Source organism: Pseudomonas sp. P5_109 (assembly GCF_034009455.1).
Classification (GTDB): Bacteria; Pseudomonadota; Gammaproteobacteria; order Pseudomonadales; family Pseudomonadaceae; genus Aquipseudomonas.
Genome location: NZ_CP125380.1, coordinates 3,027,519 through 3,042,967, shown reverse-complemented (window position 1 = coordinate 3,042,967; position 15,449 = coordinate 3,027,519). Strand labels below are relative to the sequence as shown.

13 protein-coding genes are annotated in these 15,449 nt (G+C 61.5%); 9 read left to right on the top strand and 4 right to left on the bottom strand.

All coding sequences use genetic code 11. From position 1 onward, the window contains the following. Nucleotides 1–26: 26 nt before the first annotated feature. Nucleotides 27–803, top strand: a complete 777-nt coding sequence (locus tag QMK54_RS13860) for a substrate-binding domain-containing protein (RefSeq protein ID WP_223594832.1) — start codon at nt 27–29, stop codon at nt 801–803. On the opposite strand, the gene QMK54_RS13855 is transcribed toward QMK54_RS13860, so the two are convergent. Further along, the gene (locus tag QMK54_RS13855) at nt 793–1,707 is read right to left on the bottom strand and encodes a LysR family transcriptional regulator (RefSeq protein WP_110658645.1); all 915 of its coding nucleotides are present in this window, start codon (nt 1,705–1,707) and stop codon (nt 793–795) included. The two genes, QMK54_RS13860 and QMK54_RS13855, sit on opposite strands and share 11 nt — an antisense overlap. 157 nt (nt 1,708–1,864) lie before the next feature. Here QMK54_RS13855 and QMK54_RS13850 point away from each other — a divergent pair, with 157 nt between their 5' ends. Further along, a complete protein-coding gene (locus QMK54_RS13850) occupies nt 1,865–3,673 on the top strand; it encodes a monovalent cation:proton antiporter-2 (CPA2) family protein (RefSeq protein WP_110658643.1) in 1,809 nt (602 codons plus the stop codon). Nucleotides 3,674–3,816: 143 nt separating this feature from the next. Then, complete coding sequence (locus QMK54_RS13845) at nt 3,817–4,914, top strand: DNA alkylation repair protein (protein ID WP_223594811.1); 1,098 nt, start codon at nt 3,817–3,819, stop codon at nt 4,912–4,914. Nucleotides 4,915–5,034: 120 nt separating this feature from the next. Here QMK54_RS13845 and QMK54_RS13840 read toward each other — a convergent pair whose 3' ends face one another. Then, complete coding sequence (locus tag QMK54_RS13840; protein WP_223594809.1) at nt 5,035–5,925, bottom strand: LysR family transcriptional regulator; 891 nt, start codon at nt 5,923–5,925, stop codon at nt 5,035–5,037. Nucleotides 5,926–6,057: 132 nt separating this feature from the next. Between QMK54_RS13840 and QMK54_RS13835 the strand changes: the two genes are divergently transcribed. Both QMK54_RS13835 and QMK54_RS13825 read left to right on the top strand, forming a co-directional pair. After that, the gene (locus QMK54_RS13835; RefSeq protein WP_110658638.1) at nt 6,058–7,704 is read left to right on the top strand and encodes a GMC family oxidoreductase; all 1,647 of its coding nucleotides are present in this window, start codon (nt 6,058–6,060) and stop codon (nt 7,702–7,704) included. 216 nt (nt 7,705–7,920) lie between these two features. Next, nucleotides 7,921–9,543, top strand: coding sequence for an MFS transporter (locus QMK54_RS13825; RefSeq protein WP_223594805.1), 1,623 nt, complete (start codon nt 7,921–7,923; stop codon nt 9,541–9,543). A 44-nt stretch (nt 9,544–9,587) separates the two neighbouring features. Here the strand turns inward: QMK54_RS13825 and QMK54_RS13820 are convergent, their stop codons facing one another. Next, nucleotides 9,588–9,956 (bottom strand): DUF427 domain-containing protein, encoded by a 369-nt coding sequence (locus QMK54_RS13820; protein WP_110658634.1) that lies wholly within the window; start codon nt 9,954–9,956, stop codon nt 9,588–9,590. A gap of 302 nt (nt 9,957–10,258) precedes the next feature. On the opposite strand from QMK54_RS13820, the gene QMK54_RS13815 reads away from it, so the two are divergent. The 3 genes from QMK54_RS13815 (at nt 10,259) to QMK54_RS13805 (ending at nt 13,665) form a co-directional block, all read left to right on the top strand. After that, a complete protein-coding gene (locus QMK54_RS13815; protein WP_320402743.1) occupies nt 10,259–12,211 on the top strand; it encodes a DNA topoisomerase III in 1,953 nt (650 codons plus the stop codon). Nucleotides 12,212–12,307: 96 nt separating this feature from the next. After that, nucleotides 12,308–12,811: a GNAT family N-acetyltransferase gene (locus tag QMK54_RS13810; RefSeq protein WP_110662542.1), complete on the top strand. Its 504-nt coding sequence runs from the start codon at nt 12,308–12,310 to the stop codon at nt 12,809–12,811. A gap of 524 nt (nt 12,812–13,335) precedes the next feature. Continuing rightward, nucleotides 13,336–13,665: a hypothetical protein gene (locus QMK54_RS13805; protein WP_110662543.1), complete on the top strand. Its 330-nt coding sequence runs from the start codon at nt 13,336–13,338 to the stop codon at nt 13,663–13,665. Between the two features lie 252 nt (nt 13,666–13,917). On the opposite strand, the gene cynR is transcribed toward QMK54_RS13805, so the two are convergent. Beyond that, nucleotides 13,918–14,799 carry a transcriptional regulator CynR gene (cynR, locus tag QMK54_RS13800; RefSeq protein WP_223588108.1) on the bottom strand — a complete coding sequence of 294 codons (882 nt, stop codon included), beginning with the start codon at nt 14,797–14,799 and terminating at the stop codon, nt 13,918–13,920. A gap of 123 nt (nt 14,800–14,922) precedes the next feature. Here cynR and cynS point away from each other — a divergent pair, with 123 nt between their 5' ends. Then, entirely contained in the window at nt 14,923–15,390 is a 468-nt protein-coding gene (cynS, locus tag QMK54_RS13795; RefSeq protein ID WP_110662539.1) for a cyanase, read from the top strand. Nucleotides 15,391–15,449 lie beyond the last annotated feature (59 nt).

Here is a 15,449-nt window from a genome sequence, read left to right as displayed (position 1 = left end):
ACCTGCCCTTTGTCGAGACCATGACCATGAAGAAACCGTTCAAATTCGCCGCCCTCGTGTTGGCGGCCACCTTTGGCCTGAGCAACCTGGCCCAGGCTGAAGAGGTCCGTGTGATGACCTCCGGCGGTTTCACCGCGGCCTACAAGATCCTCGGCCCGAAGTTCGCCGCCGCCACCGGCAACACCCTCGACACCGCGCTCGGCCCCTCCATGGGCAAGGCCCCGGAGGCGATTCCCAATCGCCTGGCCCGCGGTGAGCAAGCCGACGTAGTGATCATGGTCGGCTACGCCCTGGATGATCTGATCAAACAAGGCAAAGTCGACGCTGCTTCTCGGGTCGAACTGGCCGACTCGCGCATTGGCCTGGTGGTGCGCGAAGGTGCGCCGAAGCCGGACATCAGCAATGTCGAGGGCCTGAAAAAGACCCTGCTCGAGGCGAAATCGGTGGCCTACTCCGACAGTGCCAGCGGCGTTTACATCGAGCAGCAGCTGTTCAAACGCCTGGGGATCGAAGACCAGCTCAAGCCCAAATCGACGATGGTGCCGAAAATCCCCGTGGGCTCGGTGGTTGCCACTGGCGACTATCAATTGGGTTTCCAGCAGGTCAGCGAATTGTTGCCGGTGCCGGGGGTGAGTTTCGTGGCGAAGATTCCGGAGTCAGTGCAGTCGGTCACCCGGTTTGCCGCCGGTATCCCGGTAGGCGCCCGGCACCCGGCCGAAGCCAAGGCCTTGCTGGAATACCTGGCCTCGGCCCAGGCGCAAGCGGACGTGAAAGCGACCGGGCTGGACTCGGTCAGCCGTTGACCGACGGCTGCACGACTTTCATTTCTACCACCAGCCGTTCCAGCTCCAGTGCCGCCGGGGTCAGGGTTCGACCCCGGCGCTTGATCAGACCGACGCTACGCATCACTTGCGGATCGGTCAGCGGCACCCGCGTAAGGATCGGATGATCCGCCGCCGGCATCGCCATCAACGGCACCGCCGCCACCCCCAACCCTGCCTCCACCAGACCGATCATGGTGGTCACGTGCCGGGTTTCGCAGATGCTCGGCCGCTGCGGCACCACCCCGGTCAGCGCCTGGTCCAGCAGAAAACGGTTGCCCGAGGTTTTATCCAGCGAGATGTAATCCTGCTGATAGAACTCGTCCCAGGTCACGCTGCTGCGCCCCGCCAGCGGATGATCGCGCCGGCATGCCACGACATACCCCTCTTGCACCAGGGGCTCGAAATCCACTTCGGCTTCCAGGGTGCCCATGAAACTCAGGCCGAAATCCGCCTCGCCATTGACCACCGCACTCAACACTTCGTGGGCACTGGAATCGAGCACCTTGACCTTGATCCGCGGAAACTGGCGGTGATAGTGCGCGATCACCCGCGGCATGAAGTAATACGCCGCCGACGGCACACAGGCGACCGTGACGTGGCCAAGCCGGGTCGAAGCGACTTCACTGATGCCCAGCAACGCCACATCCAGATCGTCCAGCAGGCGTTCGACGCTGGGCATGAAACCGCGTCCGGCCTGAGTCAGGCTGACCTTGCGCGTGGTGCGTTCGAACAGCCGCACGCCAAGGGCGTCTTCGAGCTTTTCGATGCGCCGGCTCAAGGCGGGCTGGGAAATGCGCACCGCATCGGCGGCCTTGCGAAAGCTGCCCTGCTCGACCACGGCACGGAAGGCTTGCAGGTCATTGAGGTCGAAGTTGATCGCCATGGAGTTACTCGGCAACGAAGCGGATTGATCAGCTAATTCTATAAATGTAACTAATTAATGCAAATTGTAACATCTGCGTCCGAGCGCTTTGCTGACGCCGACAGGCTCAACCTTTATTCTTGTCACCCCCGCTGTCCCGAGTCCTGGAGTTTCGCCCATGCCCCATGAAGGCAACCTGCTACAAGCCGCTGTCGTGTTTCTGCTGGCGGCCGTGCTCATCGTCCCCTTGGCCAAGCGCCTGCAACTGGGGGCGGTGCTGGGCTACCTGTTCGCCGGAGTGGTCATCGGCCCATCGGTGCTGGGCCTGATCGACAACCCGCAAAGCGTCGCGAACATTTCCGAGCTCGGCGTGGTGTTGCTGCTGTTCATCATCGGCCTGGAGCTGTCGCCGCGCCGTCTGTGGGTGATGCGCAAATCAGTGTTCGGCGTGGGGCTGGCGCAGGTGCTGCTGACTGGCACGGTGATCGGCGTGGTGGCGCTGTGGCTATTTGGCCAGCCGCTGAACACCGCGATCGTCCTCGGCCTGGGCCTGGCGCTATCGTCCACGGCGTTCGGCCTGCAAAGCCTGGCCGAACGCAAGGAACTGACCAGCCCCCATGGGCGGCTGGCGTTCGCGATCCTGCTGTTTCAGGACATCGCCGCGATCCCGTTGATCGCCATGGTGCCGTTGCTTGCCGGCGGCGATCACAGCACCACCGCCAGTGAAGACCTGAACCACGGCCTGCAAGTGCTGGTAAGCATCGCCGTGGTGGTGATCGGCGGGCGTTATCTGTTGCGGCCGGTGTTTCGCGTGGTGACCAAGACCGCGTTGCCGGAGGTCTCCACCGCCACGGCGTTGCTGGTGGTGATCGGCACCGCATGGTTGATGGAGCTGGCCGGTATTTCCATGGCCCTGGGCGCCTTCCTCGCTGGCCTGCTGCTGGCGGACTCCGAATATCGACATGAACTGGAAGCCCAGATCGAACCGTTCAAGGGCCTGTTGCTCGGGCTGTTTTTCATCAGCGTCGGCATGGGCGCGAACCTGAGCCTGCTGCTGAGCATGCCGTTCGCAGTGCTGGGCCTGACTCTGCTGCTGATCGCGATCAAGCTGCCGCTGCTGTTTATTGTCGGTCGCCTGGCCGGCGGCTTGAAGCAGGTCAGCGCGATCCGCCTGGGTATCGTGCTGGCGGCCGGTGGTGAATTTGCCTTCGTGGTGTTCAAGATCGGTCGCGATCACGGGCTGTTCGCGGCACAACTGTATGACTTGCTGGTGCTGACCATCACCCTGTCCATGGCCGTGACGCCACTGTTGCTGCTGGTTTGCGCACGCCTGGCCAGCCCGAAAGTGCAACCGGTGGAAGTGCCGGAGAAGTTCCGCGAAATCGACGCCGACGCGCCACGGGTGGTGATCGCCGGCATGGGCCGCATGGGCCAGATCGTTGCGCGGATTTTGCGCGCGCAGAACATCAAGTTCGTGGCCCTCGACACTTCGGTGGAAACCATCGAACTGTCGCGCAGTTTTGGTGGCGTGCCGGTGTTTTATGGCGACCCGATGCGCCCGGAAATCCTCAGCGCGGCCAAGGTCGGGGAAGCCGAGTATTTCGTGATCGCCACCGACGACCCGGACACCAACATCAAGACCGCCGAACTGGTGCGCAAGCTTTACCCGCATATGAAAATCATCGCCCGTGCCCGCAACCGCCAGCATGTGCACCGGCTGATGGACGTTGGCGCTCACGCCGTGCGCGAGACCTTTTATTCGAGCCTGGAAATGAGCCGGCAAACCCTGATTGGGTTGGGATTGACCCAGGCCCAGGCGGATGCGCGGATCAAGCGTTTCAAGCAGCACGACGAAGAGGTGCTGGAAGCCCAGCATGCGGTGTATGACGACGCGGTGAAAGTGATGCAGACGGCGCAGGAAGCGCGGGTGGAATTGGCCAGGTTGTTTGAGTCGGATCAGTTGCAGGAGCAGGCAGGTACAAAATGAGGTGAATTCGAGGGCCTCTTCGCGAGCAAGCCCGCTCCCACATTGGAAATTTGTCGCTCACACGCTCTTCTGTGGGAGCGGGCTTGCTCGCGAAGAACGATAACGCGGTGTGATGGAATAACCACAATTTCAAAGGAACCACCATGACTGACCAACCTGCCCCCGCCCTCAAGGAAATCTTCAACGCCGAGCGCCTCAAGCACATCGCCACAGAGATGACGGCGGTGTATCCCGAATTCGACGGCAAAAAATTCCTCAAGCTGGCCCAATCCGGCCTGGCCGACCTCAGCGTCATGCAGCGCATGGCCCGGGTCAGCGAATGCCTGCACGCGGTATTACCGCTGGACTACGCGGCATCGCTGCAGGTGCTGCGCGCCCTCGCCCCGCGCCTGAACAGCGGTTTCGTCAGCATGTGCCTGCCGCACTACGTCGCCCGCTACGGCGCCCATGCGTTCGAGCAGTCGATGGACGCGCTGAAGTACTTCACCACCTTCGGCTCCTCGGAATTCGCGATCCGCCATTTTCTGCGCAGCGACCTCGAGCGCTCGCTCAAGCTGATGCACGACTGGTCGCTGGATGACAACGAACACGTACGGCGCCTGGCCAGTGAAGGCTGCCGGCCACGCCTGCCCTGGTCATTCCGGCTGGAGCCGGTTCAGGCCGATCCGACACTCGCCGCGAAGATCCTCGACAACCTCAAGGCCGACACCAGCCTGTACGTGCGCAAGTCCGTGGCCAACCACCTCAACGACATCACCAAGGATCACCCCGACTGGGTGCTGGACCTGATCGAAGGCTGGTCGCTGGACAACCGGCACAGCGCATGGATCGCCAGACACGCCCTGCGCAGCCTGATCAAACAGGGCAACCAGCGGGCACTGGCGATTATCGGCGCCGGCGGCAAGCCTGAAGTCGAGATCGTCGATGTGAAGGTCGAACCTCCGGTGATTGGCCTGGGAGAAAAAATCACCCTGTCGTTTGCCGTCAGATCCACCGTTGAAAGCAGCCAGCGCCTGGTGATCGACTACGCCATCGATTACGTCAAGGCCAATGGCAGCACCTCGGCGAAGGTATTCAAGCTCAAGGCGCTGACGCTGCCCGGCAACGCCGTCGAAGCCGTCAGCCGTAGTCAGCAGATCAAGGAACTCACCACCCGCAAGCATTATGCGGGGCGCCATGCCGTGCATGTCATGGTCAATGGTGAGCGGTTGGCCAGCACGGCGTTCGAGATTCTCGGTTAAACCATTAGATCAATTGTGAATCTACCGACGCCTTCGCGAGCCAGCCCGCTCCCACAGGGGAACGCATTCCAATGAGGGAGCGGCGGTGCGACGATTCGACTTGCTCGCGAAGGCGTCAGCTCAGGCAGCGCCCAACAACACCCCCTGCTCCCGCTCACACAACTCCACCACATAATCCCACATCACCCGCAGCCGCACCGACTTGTGCAGTTCCCGACGAGTACTGATCCAGTAGCTGCGCTGGATGCTTTCGTCCGGCAGCAGCGGCACCAGGTCCGGATCGGCGCTGGCCATGTAGCACGGCAGCACGGCAATCCCCAGGCCTGAGCGCGCCGCCTGTTGCTGGGCGATCACACTGGTGCTGTGAAACACCACCTGCGGGTTGCGGCAGAAGCTGTTGAGGAACATCAGTTCCTGGCTGAACAGCAAGTCATCGACGTAACCGATCCAGGCGTGGCGCCCCAGGTCCTCGCGACTGCGCAACGGCGGCGAACGGTCGAGGTAGTCCTGGCTGGCATAGAGCGCCAGGCGATAGTCGGTGAGTTTGCGGGTGACCAGCATGTCGGCGAACGGGCGTTCCAGGTGGATGCTGATTTCCGCCTCGCGGTTGAGGATGCTGACAAAACGCGGCACCGCCACCAGTTCCACCTCCAACCCCGGATAACGTTCGAACAAGCCGTTCATGCGACTGGCCAGGAACATGATGCCCAGGCCTTCGGTGACCCCGACGCGGATCTTGCCCAGCGGCGCGGTGGACTGGGTGATCTCCTCCTGGGCCAGCAGCGCGACGTTCTCCATGGCCTCGGCGTGTTTAAGCAACGCCTCGCCGGCCGGGGTCATCTCATAACCCTGGGCATGCTGGACGAACAGCGCCGTGCCGAGGCTCTTTTCGATGGCCTCGATGTGCCGCGCCACGGTGGCATGGGTGGTGTTCAGTCGGCGGGCCGCCGTGAGCAAACGCCCACTGCGCTGCAACTCGAGAAAAAACCGCAGGTCATTCCAGTCGAACATGAATCGTCCTTGTTCGTTGCCGTTCGGGATGCTGTTTAAAAACGCACAGCGGCTGCGCAAAAACTAACATTCTTTTGACGAAAGCTAACAACTAGGATGACAGACAACAAGAACAACAAAACGAGGTCAGGGATGCAGGCTTCCCTAGATGAGTACGATTACATCGTGGTCGGGGCCGGGCCGGCCGGGTGTCTGCTGGCCAATCGACTGTCGGCCAACCCGCAACATCGCGTATTGCTGCTCGAAGCCGGCGGCCGCGACAACTATGCGTGGATTCACATCCCCGTGGGTTACCTGTTCTGCATCGGCAACCCGCGCACCGACTGGTGCTTCAAGACCGAAGCGCAACCCGGCCTGCAAGGTCGCGCCCTGAGCTACCCGCGTGGCAAGGTACTGGGCGGCTGCTCCTCGATCAACGGCATGATCTACATGCGCGGCCAGGCCGGCGACTACGATAGCTGGGCCGCCGACGGCAATCCTGGCTGGAGCTGGCGAGACGTGTTGCCGCTGTTTAAACAGAGTGAAAATCACTTTGCCGGCGCCGCCGAATTTCACGGCGCCGCGGGCGAATGGCGGGTCGAACGCCAGCGCCTGTCATGGCCGATTCTCGATGCGTTCCGCAGCGCCGCCGAACAAAGCGGCATCGCCAGCATCGATGACTTCAACCAGGGCGACAACGAAGGTTGCGGCTACTTCCAGGTCAATCAGAAGGCCGGCATCCGCTGGAACGCGGCCAAGGCGTTTCTCAAACCGGTACGCCAGCGTCCCAATCTCACTGTACTGACCGGGGTCGAAGTCGACCGCGTGCTACTGGACAATGGCCGCGCCTCAGCGGTCAGCGCCCGTTGGCAAGGCCAGGCGAAAACCTTCAAGGCACGCAAGGAAATCATCCTCTGTGCAGGCTCGGTGGGTTCGCCAGGCATCCTCCAACGCTCCGGCATCGGCCCGCGTCCGCTGTTGGAGCGATTGGGCATCGGCGTCGCCCATGAGCTACCCGGTGTGGGTGGCAACCTGCAGGATCACCTGCAACTGCGGCTGATCTACCAGCTGGAAAATACCCGCACCCTGAACCAGATTGCCGGCAGCCTGTGGGGCAAGATGGGCATGGGCCTGCGTTACCTGTATGACCGCAGCGGTCCACTGTCCATGGCGCCGAGCCAGTTGGGCGCCTTTGCCCGCTCGGGGCCGGAACAGACCTGCGCCAACCTCGAATATCACGTGCAGCCGCTGTCGCTGGAGCGCTTTGGCGAGCCGCTGCATGCGTTCCCGGCGTTCACCGCATCGGTCTGTGATTTGCGTCCGCAAAGCCGTGGCCGGGTCGATATCCGCTCGGCTGACCCGCAAGAAGCACCGCTGATCCAGCCCAACTACCTCAGCCACCCCGAAGACCTGCGAGTCGCCGCCGACGCCATTCGCCTGACCCGGCGCATCGTTGCCGCCCCGGCCCTGCGTGCCTTCAACCCGGTGGAATACCTGCCCGGCGCCAGCCTGCAAAGCGAAGAACAACTGCACGAAGCCGCCGCGCGCATCGGCACGACGATTTTCCATCCGGTGGGCACCTGCCGCATGGGCAACGACGCCGACGCCGTGGTCGATGCGCAACTCAAGGTCCACGGGATCCCCGGCCTGCGCATTGCCGACGCCTCGATCATGCCGCGCATCACCTCGGGCAACACCTGCTCGCCGACGCTGATGATTGCCGAAAAAGCGGCACAAATGATTCTCAACCCTGTCACCTTCAATCACACCGAACCAAAGGAGCTGGTCACACTCCCATGAACGACACACGGACACTGTAGGAGCGAGCTTGCTCGCGATGGTCGTCAACGATAACGCTGCAAACCTGACACCCACGTGCGCTCTCAGGTTCATCGCGAGCAAGCTCGCTCCTACAAAGGAACGCGTACACCCGATACATCGACAGAAGCGGCACCCGCCCACAAGGCCGGCGCCGACAGTGGAACAACAAAAACAATCACTGTGAGGGATACCGGTATGTCAGAACACGTTCAGCCCCTGGAAGCCGTGCGCAGCGCGGGCACCAGCCAGGAAACCCAGAAAGTCATCTTTGCCTCGTCCCTCGGGACAGTCTTCGAGTGGTACGACTTTTTCCTCTATGGCGCCCTCGCGGCGGTGATCAGCAAGCAGTTCTTCGCCGGGGTCAACGACACCACGGCGTTCATCTTCGCGCTGATGGCCTTCGCCGCCGGCTTCATCGTGCGGCCGTTCGGCGCGTTGGTGTTCGGTCGGTTGGGGGACATGATCGGGCGCAAGTACACCTTCCTCGCGACCATCATCCTCATGGGCCTGGCGACGTTCTGCGTCGGGCTGCTGCCGACCTATGCGAGCATCGGCATCGCCGCGCCGATCATCCTGGTGGTGCTGCGCATGCTCCAGGGCCTGGCCCTGGGCGGTGAATACGGCGGCGCCGCGACCTATGTCGCCGAGCACGCACCGATCGGCAAGCGCGGCTTCCACACCAGCTGGATTCAATCCACCGCGACCCTGGGCCTGTTGCTCTCGCTGCTGGTAGTGCTGGGCTGCCGCTACTTCACGGGCGACCAGTTCGAAGTCTGGGGCTGGCGCATTCCGTTCCTGTTTTCCATCGTGCTGCTGGGCATCTCGACCTGGATTCGCATGAGCCTGCACGAGTCGCCGGCCTTCGTGAAAATGAAGGAGGAAGGCAAACTGTGCAAGCAGCCGATCCGCGACTCCTTCGGCAAATGGGAAAACCTCAAGGTGGTGTTGATCGCCCTGTTCAGCATCAATGCCGGGCAAGCGGTGACCTTCTACGCCGCGCAATTCTATGTGCTGTTTTTCCTCACCCAGTTCCTGAAAATGGACCCGGCGGTGGCCAACGGCTTGCTGATTGTCAGCGTGACCATTGGCGCCCCCTTCTTCATTTTCTTTGGCTGGCTGTCGGACAAGGTCGGGCGTAAACCGGTGCTGATGCTCGGCCTGTTGCTGGCCACCGCATTGTACTTCCCGATCTTCAAGACCCTGGCCCACTACGCCAACCCGGCCATCGACCAGGCCAGCCGCCAGGCACCGATCACCGTGATGGCCGACCCGGCCACCTGCACCTTCCAGTTCGATCCGGTGGGCAAGGCGAAATTCGACAGCCCGTGCGACAAGGTCAAGACCTTCCTGGTCAAGCAGGGCCTGCCCTACCAGAGCGCAGCGGCCCCGGCCGGCAGTGCCGTGCAGGTCAGCGTCGGTGACGTGAAGATCGATGGTTTCGACGAAGCCGCCCTGCGCGGTGCCGTGACCCTCGCCGGGTACCCGCAACAGGCGGACATGCAGCAGATCAACAAGCCGATGATCGTCGCGCTGATCGTCGCGCTGATCATCATCTCGGCGATGTGCTACGGCCCGCTCGCTGCGTTGATGGTCGAACTGTTCCCGACCCGCATCCGCTACACCTCGATGTCCCTGCCCTACCACATCGGCAACGGCTGGTTCGGCGGCTTCCTGCCGACGGTGTCGTTCGCGCTGGTGGTGTACACCGGGGACATCTTCTACGGGCTGTGGTATCCGGTGGTGATCACCGGGGTAAGCCTGGTGGTGGGGATGATTTGCCTGCGTGAGACACGCAACGTCGATCTCGACAAGAACTGAGGTCATGCCTGCCGACGAGGGAGCTTGCTCCCTCGTCACGTTGATCAGACTTCGGCGTCAAGCAGCTCGAACTTCACCTGATCCGGATAGAACGCCACGTATTCGCGTATCTGCTCCACCGATATCTTGGGATGCTCATAACTCCACACCGCATTGGCAGCCTCATGCCCCGGCACCTGCAAACTGAAATAACTGGCATCGCCTTTGTACGGGCAATAGCTGGTGTGGTCGGTGCGGGCGTAATACTTCTCGTCGATATCCTCTCGCGGCACGTAGTACACCGGCGGGTAGTTGGCCTCCAGCAACACCAGCGCGCGAGCCGAAGCGGCGACCTGAATGCCGTGGAACCTCACCAACAGACAACCAGGCTGCTCGGCGATGGTGATGACAGGGCTAGGACCGGAGCTTTTCATGGAAAACGTTCCTCATGACGGTGATGGACCTGCAAATCGATGATGATGGTGGTGGTGGTGGTGGTGTGGGAGCGTGGCTTGCCCGCGATGGGCTGCGCAGCAGCCCCAAAACCTGAAACCACGATCCATCAGGTATAACCCAAGTTTCCCCCTCCCGACGGCTTCACAGCCGAACGGAGCCTGCCGGCACAGTCCGTCGGGCGCGACACACCATGCTGTACATCCATACAGATAAAGATTGCCCCATCGCCCATCAACCGCCATTCTGTCCACCTCTGACTCATTGATCGACGATGGTGGTTATGCGGCTGTACCTCTGTGAAAAACCTTCCCAGGCCAAAGACATTGCGGCAGTACTCGGCGCCAGGCGCCGGGGCGACGGCTGTTGGCTGGGAACGGACGTCACGGTGACCTGGTGCATCGGCCACCTGCTGGAAACCGCGCCACCGGATGCGTACGACGCGCGCTACAAGCGCTGGGTACTGGCCGACCTGCCGATCATCCCCGAAAAGTGGAAGATGACCGTCAAGCCGCGCACCGCCAGCCAGTACAAGGCGGTCAAGCGCCTGCTCGGTGAAGCGTCCGAACTGATCATCGCCACGGACGCCGACCGCGAGGGCGAAATGATTGCCCGGGAACTGGTGGAACATTGCCGCTATCGCGGGCCGATCCGCCGCCTCTGGTTGTCGGCACTGGACGATGCGTCAATCCGCAAGGCCCTCGCGGCCCTCAAACCGGGCAACGAAACCTTCAGCCTTTATCACTCGGCCCTGGGTCGCTCCCGGGCCGACTGGCTGATCGGCATGAACATGAGCCGGCTGTTCACCTTGCTGGGGCGCCAGTCCGGTTATCAGGGTGTGTTGCCGGTGGGCCGGGTGCAAACGCCGACCTTGCGCCTGGTGGTGGATCGCGATCGCAGCATCGCCGACTTTGTGCCCATCGCCTATTGGGCGATCGATGTGCAACTGCTGCACAACGGCACCGCCTTCACCGCGCAGTGGCGCGCCGCGTCCGACGTTTGTGACGATCAGGACCGCTGCCTGAATCAGGCGCTGGCACAACAAGCAGCGGCGGCCATGAGTGGCGCGGCCAGCGCGCGGGTGGTCAAGTTGCGTACCGAGCGGATGCGCGAAGTAGCCCCGCTGCCGTTCGACCTGGGCACCCTGCAGGAAGTCTGCTCGAAGAAGCTCGGCCTCGGCGCCCAGGAAACCCTGGACATCGCCCAGGCGCTGTACGAAACCTACAAGGTCATCACCTATCCGCGCAGTGATTGCGGCTACTTGCCCCTCAGCCAGCACAGCGAGGCGCCGGCCATCCTGGCGGCGTTGCGCCAGGCCGATCCGGCGTTGAACGCCTTGCACGACCACCTGGAGCCGCAACGCCGTTCACGGGCCTGGAACGATGCCAAGGTCAGCGCCCACCACGGCATCATCCCCACCGCTGCGGCAAAGAATCTCGACAAGCTGGCGGGCAAGCAGCGCGCGGTCTACACGCTGATCCGCGCGCGCTACCTGGCGCAGTTCCTGCCCAATCACGAATACGATCGCACCCAGGCAGACTTCGATTGCGCCGGCGAAGCCTTGCGCGCGGTCGGCAAGCAGATCATCGAACCGGGCTGGAAACGCGCCCTGCCCGAAGCGCTGGCACCGACCAAGGGGCGCGAAGCTCCCGCACCGCAAACACTGCCCAATCTCGCCGAAGGCATCGATTGCGCAGTGGCGGGCGTGCAACTCAAGGACCTCTGGACGCAACCGCCGAAGCCGTTCACCGAAGGCGATCTGATCAAGGCCATGAAGAACGTCGCCAAACTGGTGGACGACCCGCTGCTCAAGCAAAAGCTCAAGGACACCACCGGCATCGGCACCGAAGCGACCCGCGCGTCGATCATCCAGGGCCTGCTCGACCGTGGTTATCTGGTCAAGCACGGCAAGGCCCTGGCCGCCACACCGGCCGCGTTCAGCCTGATCGATGCCGTGCCACGGGCCATCGCCGATCCGGGCACCACGGCGATCTGGGAACAGGCCCTGGACATGGTGCAAAGCGGGGAAATGAGCCTGGAAGAGTTCGTCACCAAACAGGCGGCGTGGATGAGCAAGCAGGTCAGTCGCTGTGCCGGGCTGAACCTGACCATCAGCGGTCCGCCGCCGACCGGCAGCGCTGCAGCCCCCTGGAAGAAAAAGCGCAAAGGCACTGCGCGCAAACCAGCAAGCGGCACCAGGCGCAAGGCAAAACCGGCAAGCAACCCTCAAACCTGACACCGAACCCTGTGGCGAGCTCCCTCGCCACAAATTACTTGTCGCCAACCATAATGAATTGGTGTCCCTGCCCCGGCGTAACTGGAGCCAACCCGTATGTCTTTGATTGAACTGCACACCGCCCAACGCGATGAGCTGGATACCATCGAGAACCTGATGCAGTTCTACACCTACGACTTCAGCGAATGGTTGCCACTGAAACTGGGCGAATACGGTTTCTTCAACATCCTGCCCATGCCCGACTACTGGCGACACCCGGCCACCCGCCCCTTCCTGATCAAGGTCGACGGGGAACTGGCCGGCTTCGTGACCGTGGATAACCGGACACACCTGCCCGGTGCCGACTACAACATTGGCTATCTGTTTGTCAGTCGAGGTTTTCGTGGCCAGGGTGTCGCGCGATTTGTCGTATCCACCCTCTTGAGCCGACTCCCCGGTCAATGGCAGATTTTCCACATCGACGCGAACCAGCCGGCACGCCTGTTCTGGACCGCCGTGATGCCGGGGCTCGACATTGGCGGCCTCACCTTGCATCAGCAGGTGGTTGACCGTCATCCCTGCACTTTTTACCGCTTCGAGTGTCCGTCTTTCTCGTCCTGACCGACACACCTTCCACTCCGCCCGCTAATTCCCAACAGCTTTGTCCGACAATATGTAGTGACTGAAAATATTCACTACAAAACCGTTGACGCCTCCGATTTGCCCTTGCATGATGCAGACGTCTCCCCGATCGGGAGTACAGGCAACACGTTTGAGCAAGCTCGTCTGACCGCCGAGCTGTTTTTCCCGGATACACGCTGCCCACAAGGCAGATTGAAGAAGCTGACCTGGCCTGAACGTCCAGTACAAGGGCGAGAAGACTTGGCGAGCAATCCTCATGATGCTTGTGGCCGACCCTGAAAACGTCGGCAGTGGCCTTAAGGTTTTCGCCGCTTCTCTTCGTTGTGACGCTATTGCGTAGCAGTTATTCAACACGACTACATGCAACAGACGCAGGACCCCGCCCGATAAGGCGGTCGAACGCTGACGTCCTGGTTTCGGTGCCAGGGATCAACTAACCGATGGGCTACCTGTATTAGCGAATCAACTTTGAAAGATCACCAATTGGTCAAGGGGCATATATGATGAATCTGAACAATCAACCAACTATCGATGAACTGGCTCGTATGTTCGCTGCAAAAAAAGACAGCCACGACAACCATATTCTCTGGATCAGCAAGTGTGGCCAGGTTCATATCGACTGCCTGTCGCCGCATGCCCATGAAGCAGAGTTCGACCAGAACAACCAGAACCTGCTGGCCCGACTGAAGATGTACCGTCGCGGCCAGGGCTATGTCGGCAAAAAAGCCGCAGCCGACAAGGACTTCATCGGTAACGTTCTGCAAACCCTGAAACAGGCCTGGGCCTCGATGCAGGGTCAGAACGAAGTTCGGGTGATTGACCGGCTGTACTAATTATTATTGATAAACAAAGCCTGCTCCCAATAAGGAGCAGGCTTTTTTATGCCCGTACAAAGATCAAATCTGGGAGCGGGCTTGCTCGCGAATACGGTGTGTCAGATAACACTATGCCAATTGATACACGCAGTCTCCTGTAGGAGCTGGCTTGCCAGCGATGGTCGGTAACGATAACGCTTGGGTACCGGGTAAACGCGGCGCACTGGAGTCCATCGCCGGCAAGCCAGCTCCTACAGGGTTTTGTGGTGCTCAGGAAAAATCGGTGCCTGACACCAGCGCCACAAACGCCAGTGACGCTGCACTGTGGTAGTTGTTCTTGCGCCGCAGCATCGCCGCCCCGCGTTCAGGCGCTGATCCCGCCATGGACAGTCTGCGCAATGCCCGATCCTGAGTGGCGATGGGTTCCGGCAGGATGGTGGCGATGGCGCCGTGTCGGATGACTTCCAGCAACGTATTGACCGAATTCACTTCGATCACCACTTTGGGCGTGATCTGCGCCTGAGTGAAATACTCATCAATGCAGGTGCGGGTGATGTAGTCCGGGGTCAGCAGGGCAAACTCAAGCTCGGCAACCTCCTGCGAGGACAACGTGCCCTGATATTCGTAAAGCGGATGCTCACGCCCAACCATCAACCCCAGGGTCTCGGTAAACGCCGGGATCGATTCGATGTCCGTACTTCGCACCTGATCAAACGCAATCGCGATGTCCAGCGAATCATCCGCCAGCCCGGCCTCGATCTCGTCCATCGACAGCTCGAAAATCTCCAGGTGGATGTTCGGGTAGCGCGCCACGTAGTCGCGCACCAGCGGCCCTACCAGATAGGCCATGAACGTCGGCGTCATGGCCAGGCGCAAGGTGCCGCGGGACAAATCCTTCACGTCATGCAACGCACGCTTGCCCGCTTCCAGCTCCACCAGTACCCGCCGCGCGCATTCAATGTAAGCCACGCCGGCATCGGTGGGCTTGACCGTGCGCGAGGTGCGGTCGAACAGGCTCACACCCAGGGATTCTTCCAGTTGGCGGATCTGCTGCGACAAGGTCGGCTGGGACACGTGCAGCACTTCGGCGGCGCGGGTGAATCCACCCTGGTCGGCCACCGCCAGCAGGTAACGCAAATGTCGAAGCAGCATGGGATTCTCCATCTATAGGCTGTACTTATGGATTGCATTGTATATCGGTCTTGGACGCTATGGATTGATCGGCAGAAGATGGCCCCACACCCAAGCAACACCACTCCCGATAGGAGAATCACCATGCAACAGTCCCATGCCTACAACGACCCAAGCCTGGCCCTGACCACTTCTGTCCTGGATGCCAAGGCGCGCAAAAACCTGTCGTGGCAGGACCTGGCCGACGGCACCGGTTTGAGCCTGGCCTACGTCACCGCCGCCCTGCTCGGTCAACACCCGCTGCCGGAAGCCGCCGCCCAAGTGGTCGGCGACAAACTGGAGCTGGACGCCGACGCCGTGGCCCAATTGCAGATCATCCCGCTGCGCGGCAGCCTCTCGGGTGTGCCGACCGACCCGACCATCTACCGCTTCTACGAAATGATCCAGATCTACGGCACCACCCTCAAAGCCCTGGTTCATGAGCAGTTCGGCGACGGCATCATCAGCGCGATCAACTTCAAGCTCGACATGAAGAAAGTCGACGATCCGGAAGGCGGCTCCCGCGCCGTCATCACCCTCGACGGCAAGTTCCTGCCCCTGCGTCCTTTCTAAGTTGATACCGGCCCGCACGACCGGTGCGGGCCGAACCCTGCTCATCCAAGAGGAAGCGA

Bases quoted from the DNA above. Each gene is read 5' to 3' on its own strand.
- QMK54_RS13845 (WP_223594811.1), top strand. From the start codon at position 3,817: ATGACTGACCAACCTGCCCCCGCCCTCAAGGAAATCTTCAACGCCGAG.
- QMK54_RS13835 (WP_110658638.1), top strand. From the start codon at position 6,058: ATGCAGGCTTCCCTAGATGAGTACGATTACATCGTGGTCGGGGCCGGG.
- QMK54_RS13810 (WP_110662542.1), top strand. From the start codon at position 12,308: ATGTCTTTGATTGAACTGCACACCGCCCAACGCGATGAGCTGGATACC.
- cynR (WP_223588108.1), bottom strand. From the start codon at position 14,799: ATGCTGCTTCGACATTTGCGTTACCTGCTGGCGGTGGCCGACCAGGGT.
- QMK54_RS13825 (WP_223594805.1), top strand. From the start codon at position 7,921: ATGTCAGAACACGTTCAGCCCCTGGAAGCCGTGCGCAGCGCGGGCACC.
- QMK54_RS13850 (WP_110658643.1), top strand. From the start codon at position 1,865: ATGCCCCATGAAGGCAACCTGCTACAAGCCGCTGTCGTGTTTCTGCTG.
- QMK54_RS13815 (WP_320402743.1), top strand. From the start codon at position 10,259: ATGCGGCTGTACCTCTGTGAAAAACCTTCCCAGGCCAAAGACATTGCG.
- QMK54_RS13820 (WP_110658634.1), bottom strand. From the start codon at position 9,956: ATGAAAAGCTCCGGTCCTAGCCCTGTCATCACCATCGCCGAGCAGCCT.
- QMK54_RS13855 (WP_110658645.1), bottom strand. From the start codon at position 1,707: ATGGCGATCAACTTCGACCTCAATGACCTGCAAGCCTTCCGTGCCGTG.
- QMK54_RS13860 (WP_223594832.1), top strand. From the start codon at position 27: ATGAAGAAACCGTTCAAATTCGCCGCCCTCGTGTTGGCGGCCACCTTT.
- QMK54_RS13840 (WP_223594809.1), bottom strand. From the start codon at position 5,925: ATGTTCGACTGGAATGACCTGCGGTTTTTTCTCGAGTTGCAGCGCAGT.
- cynS (WP_110662539.1), top strand. From the start codon at position 14,923: ATGCAACAGTCCCATGCCTACAACGACCCAAGCCTGGCCCTGACCACT.
- QMK54_RS13805 (WP_110662543.1), top strand. From the start codon at position 13,336: ATGAATCTGAACAATCAACCAACTATCGATGAACTGGCTCGTATGTTC.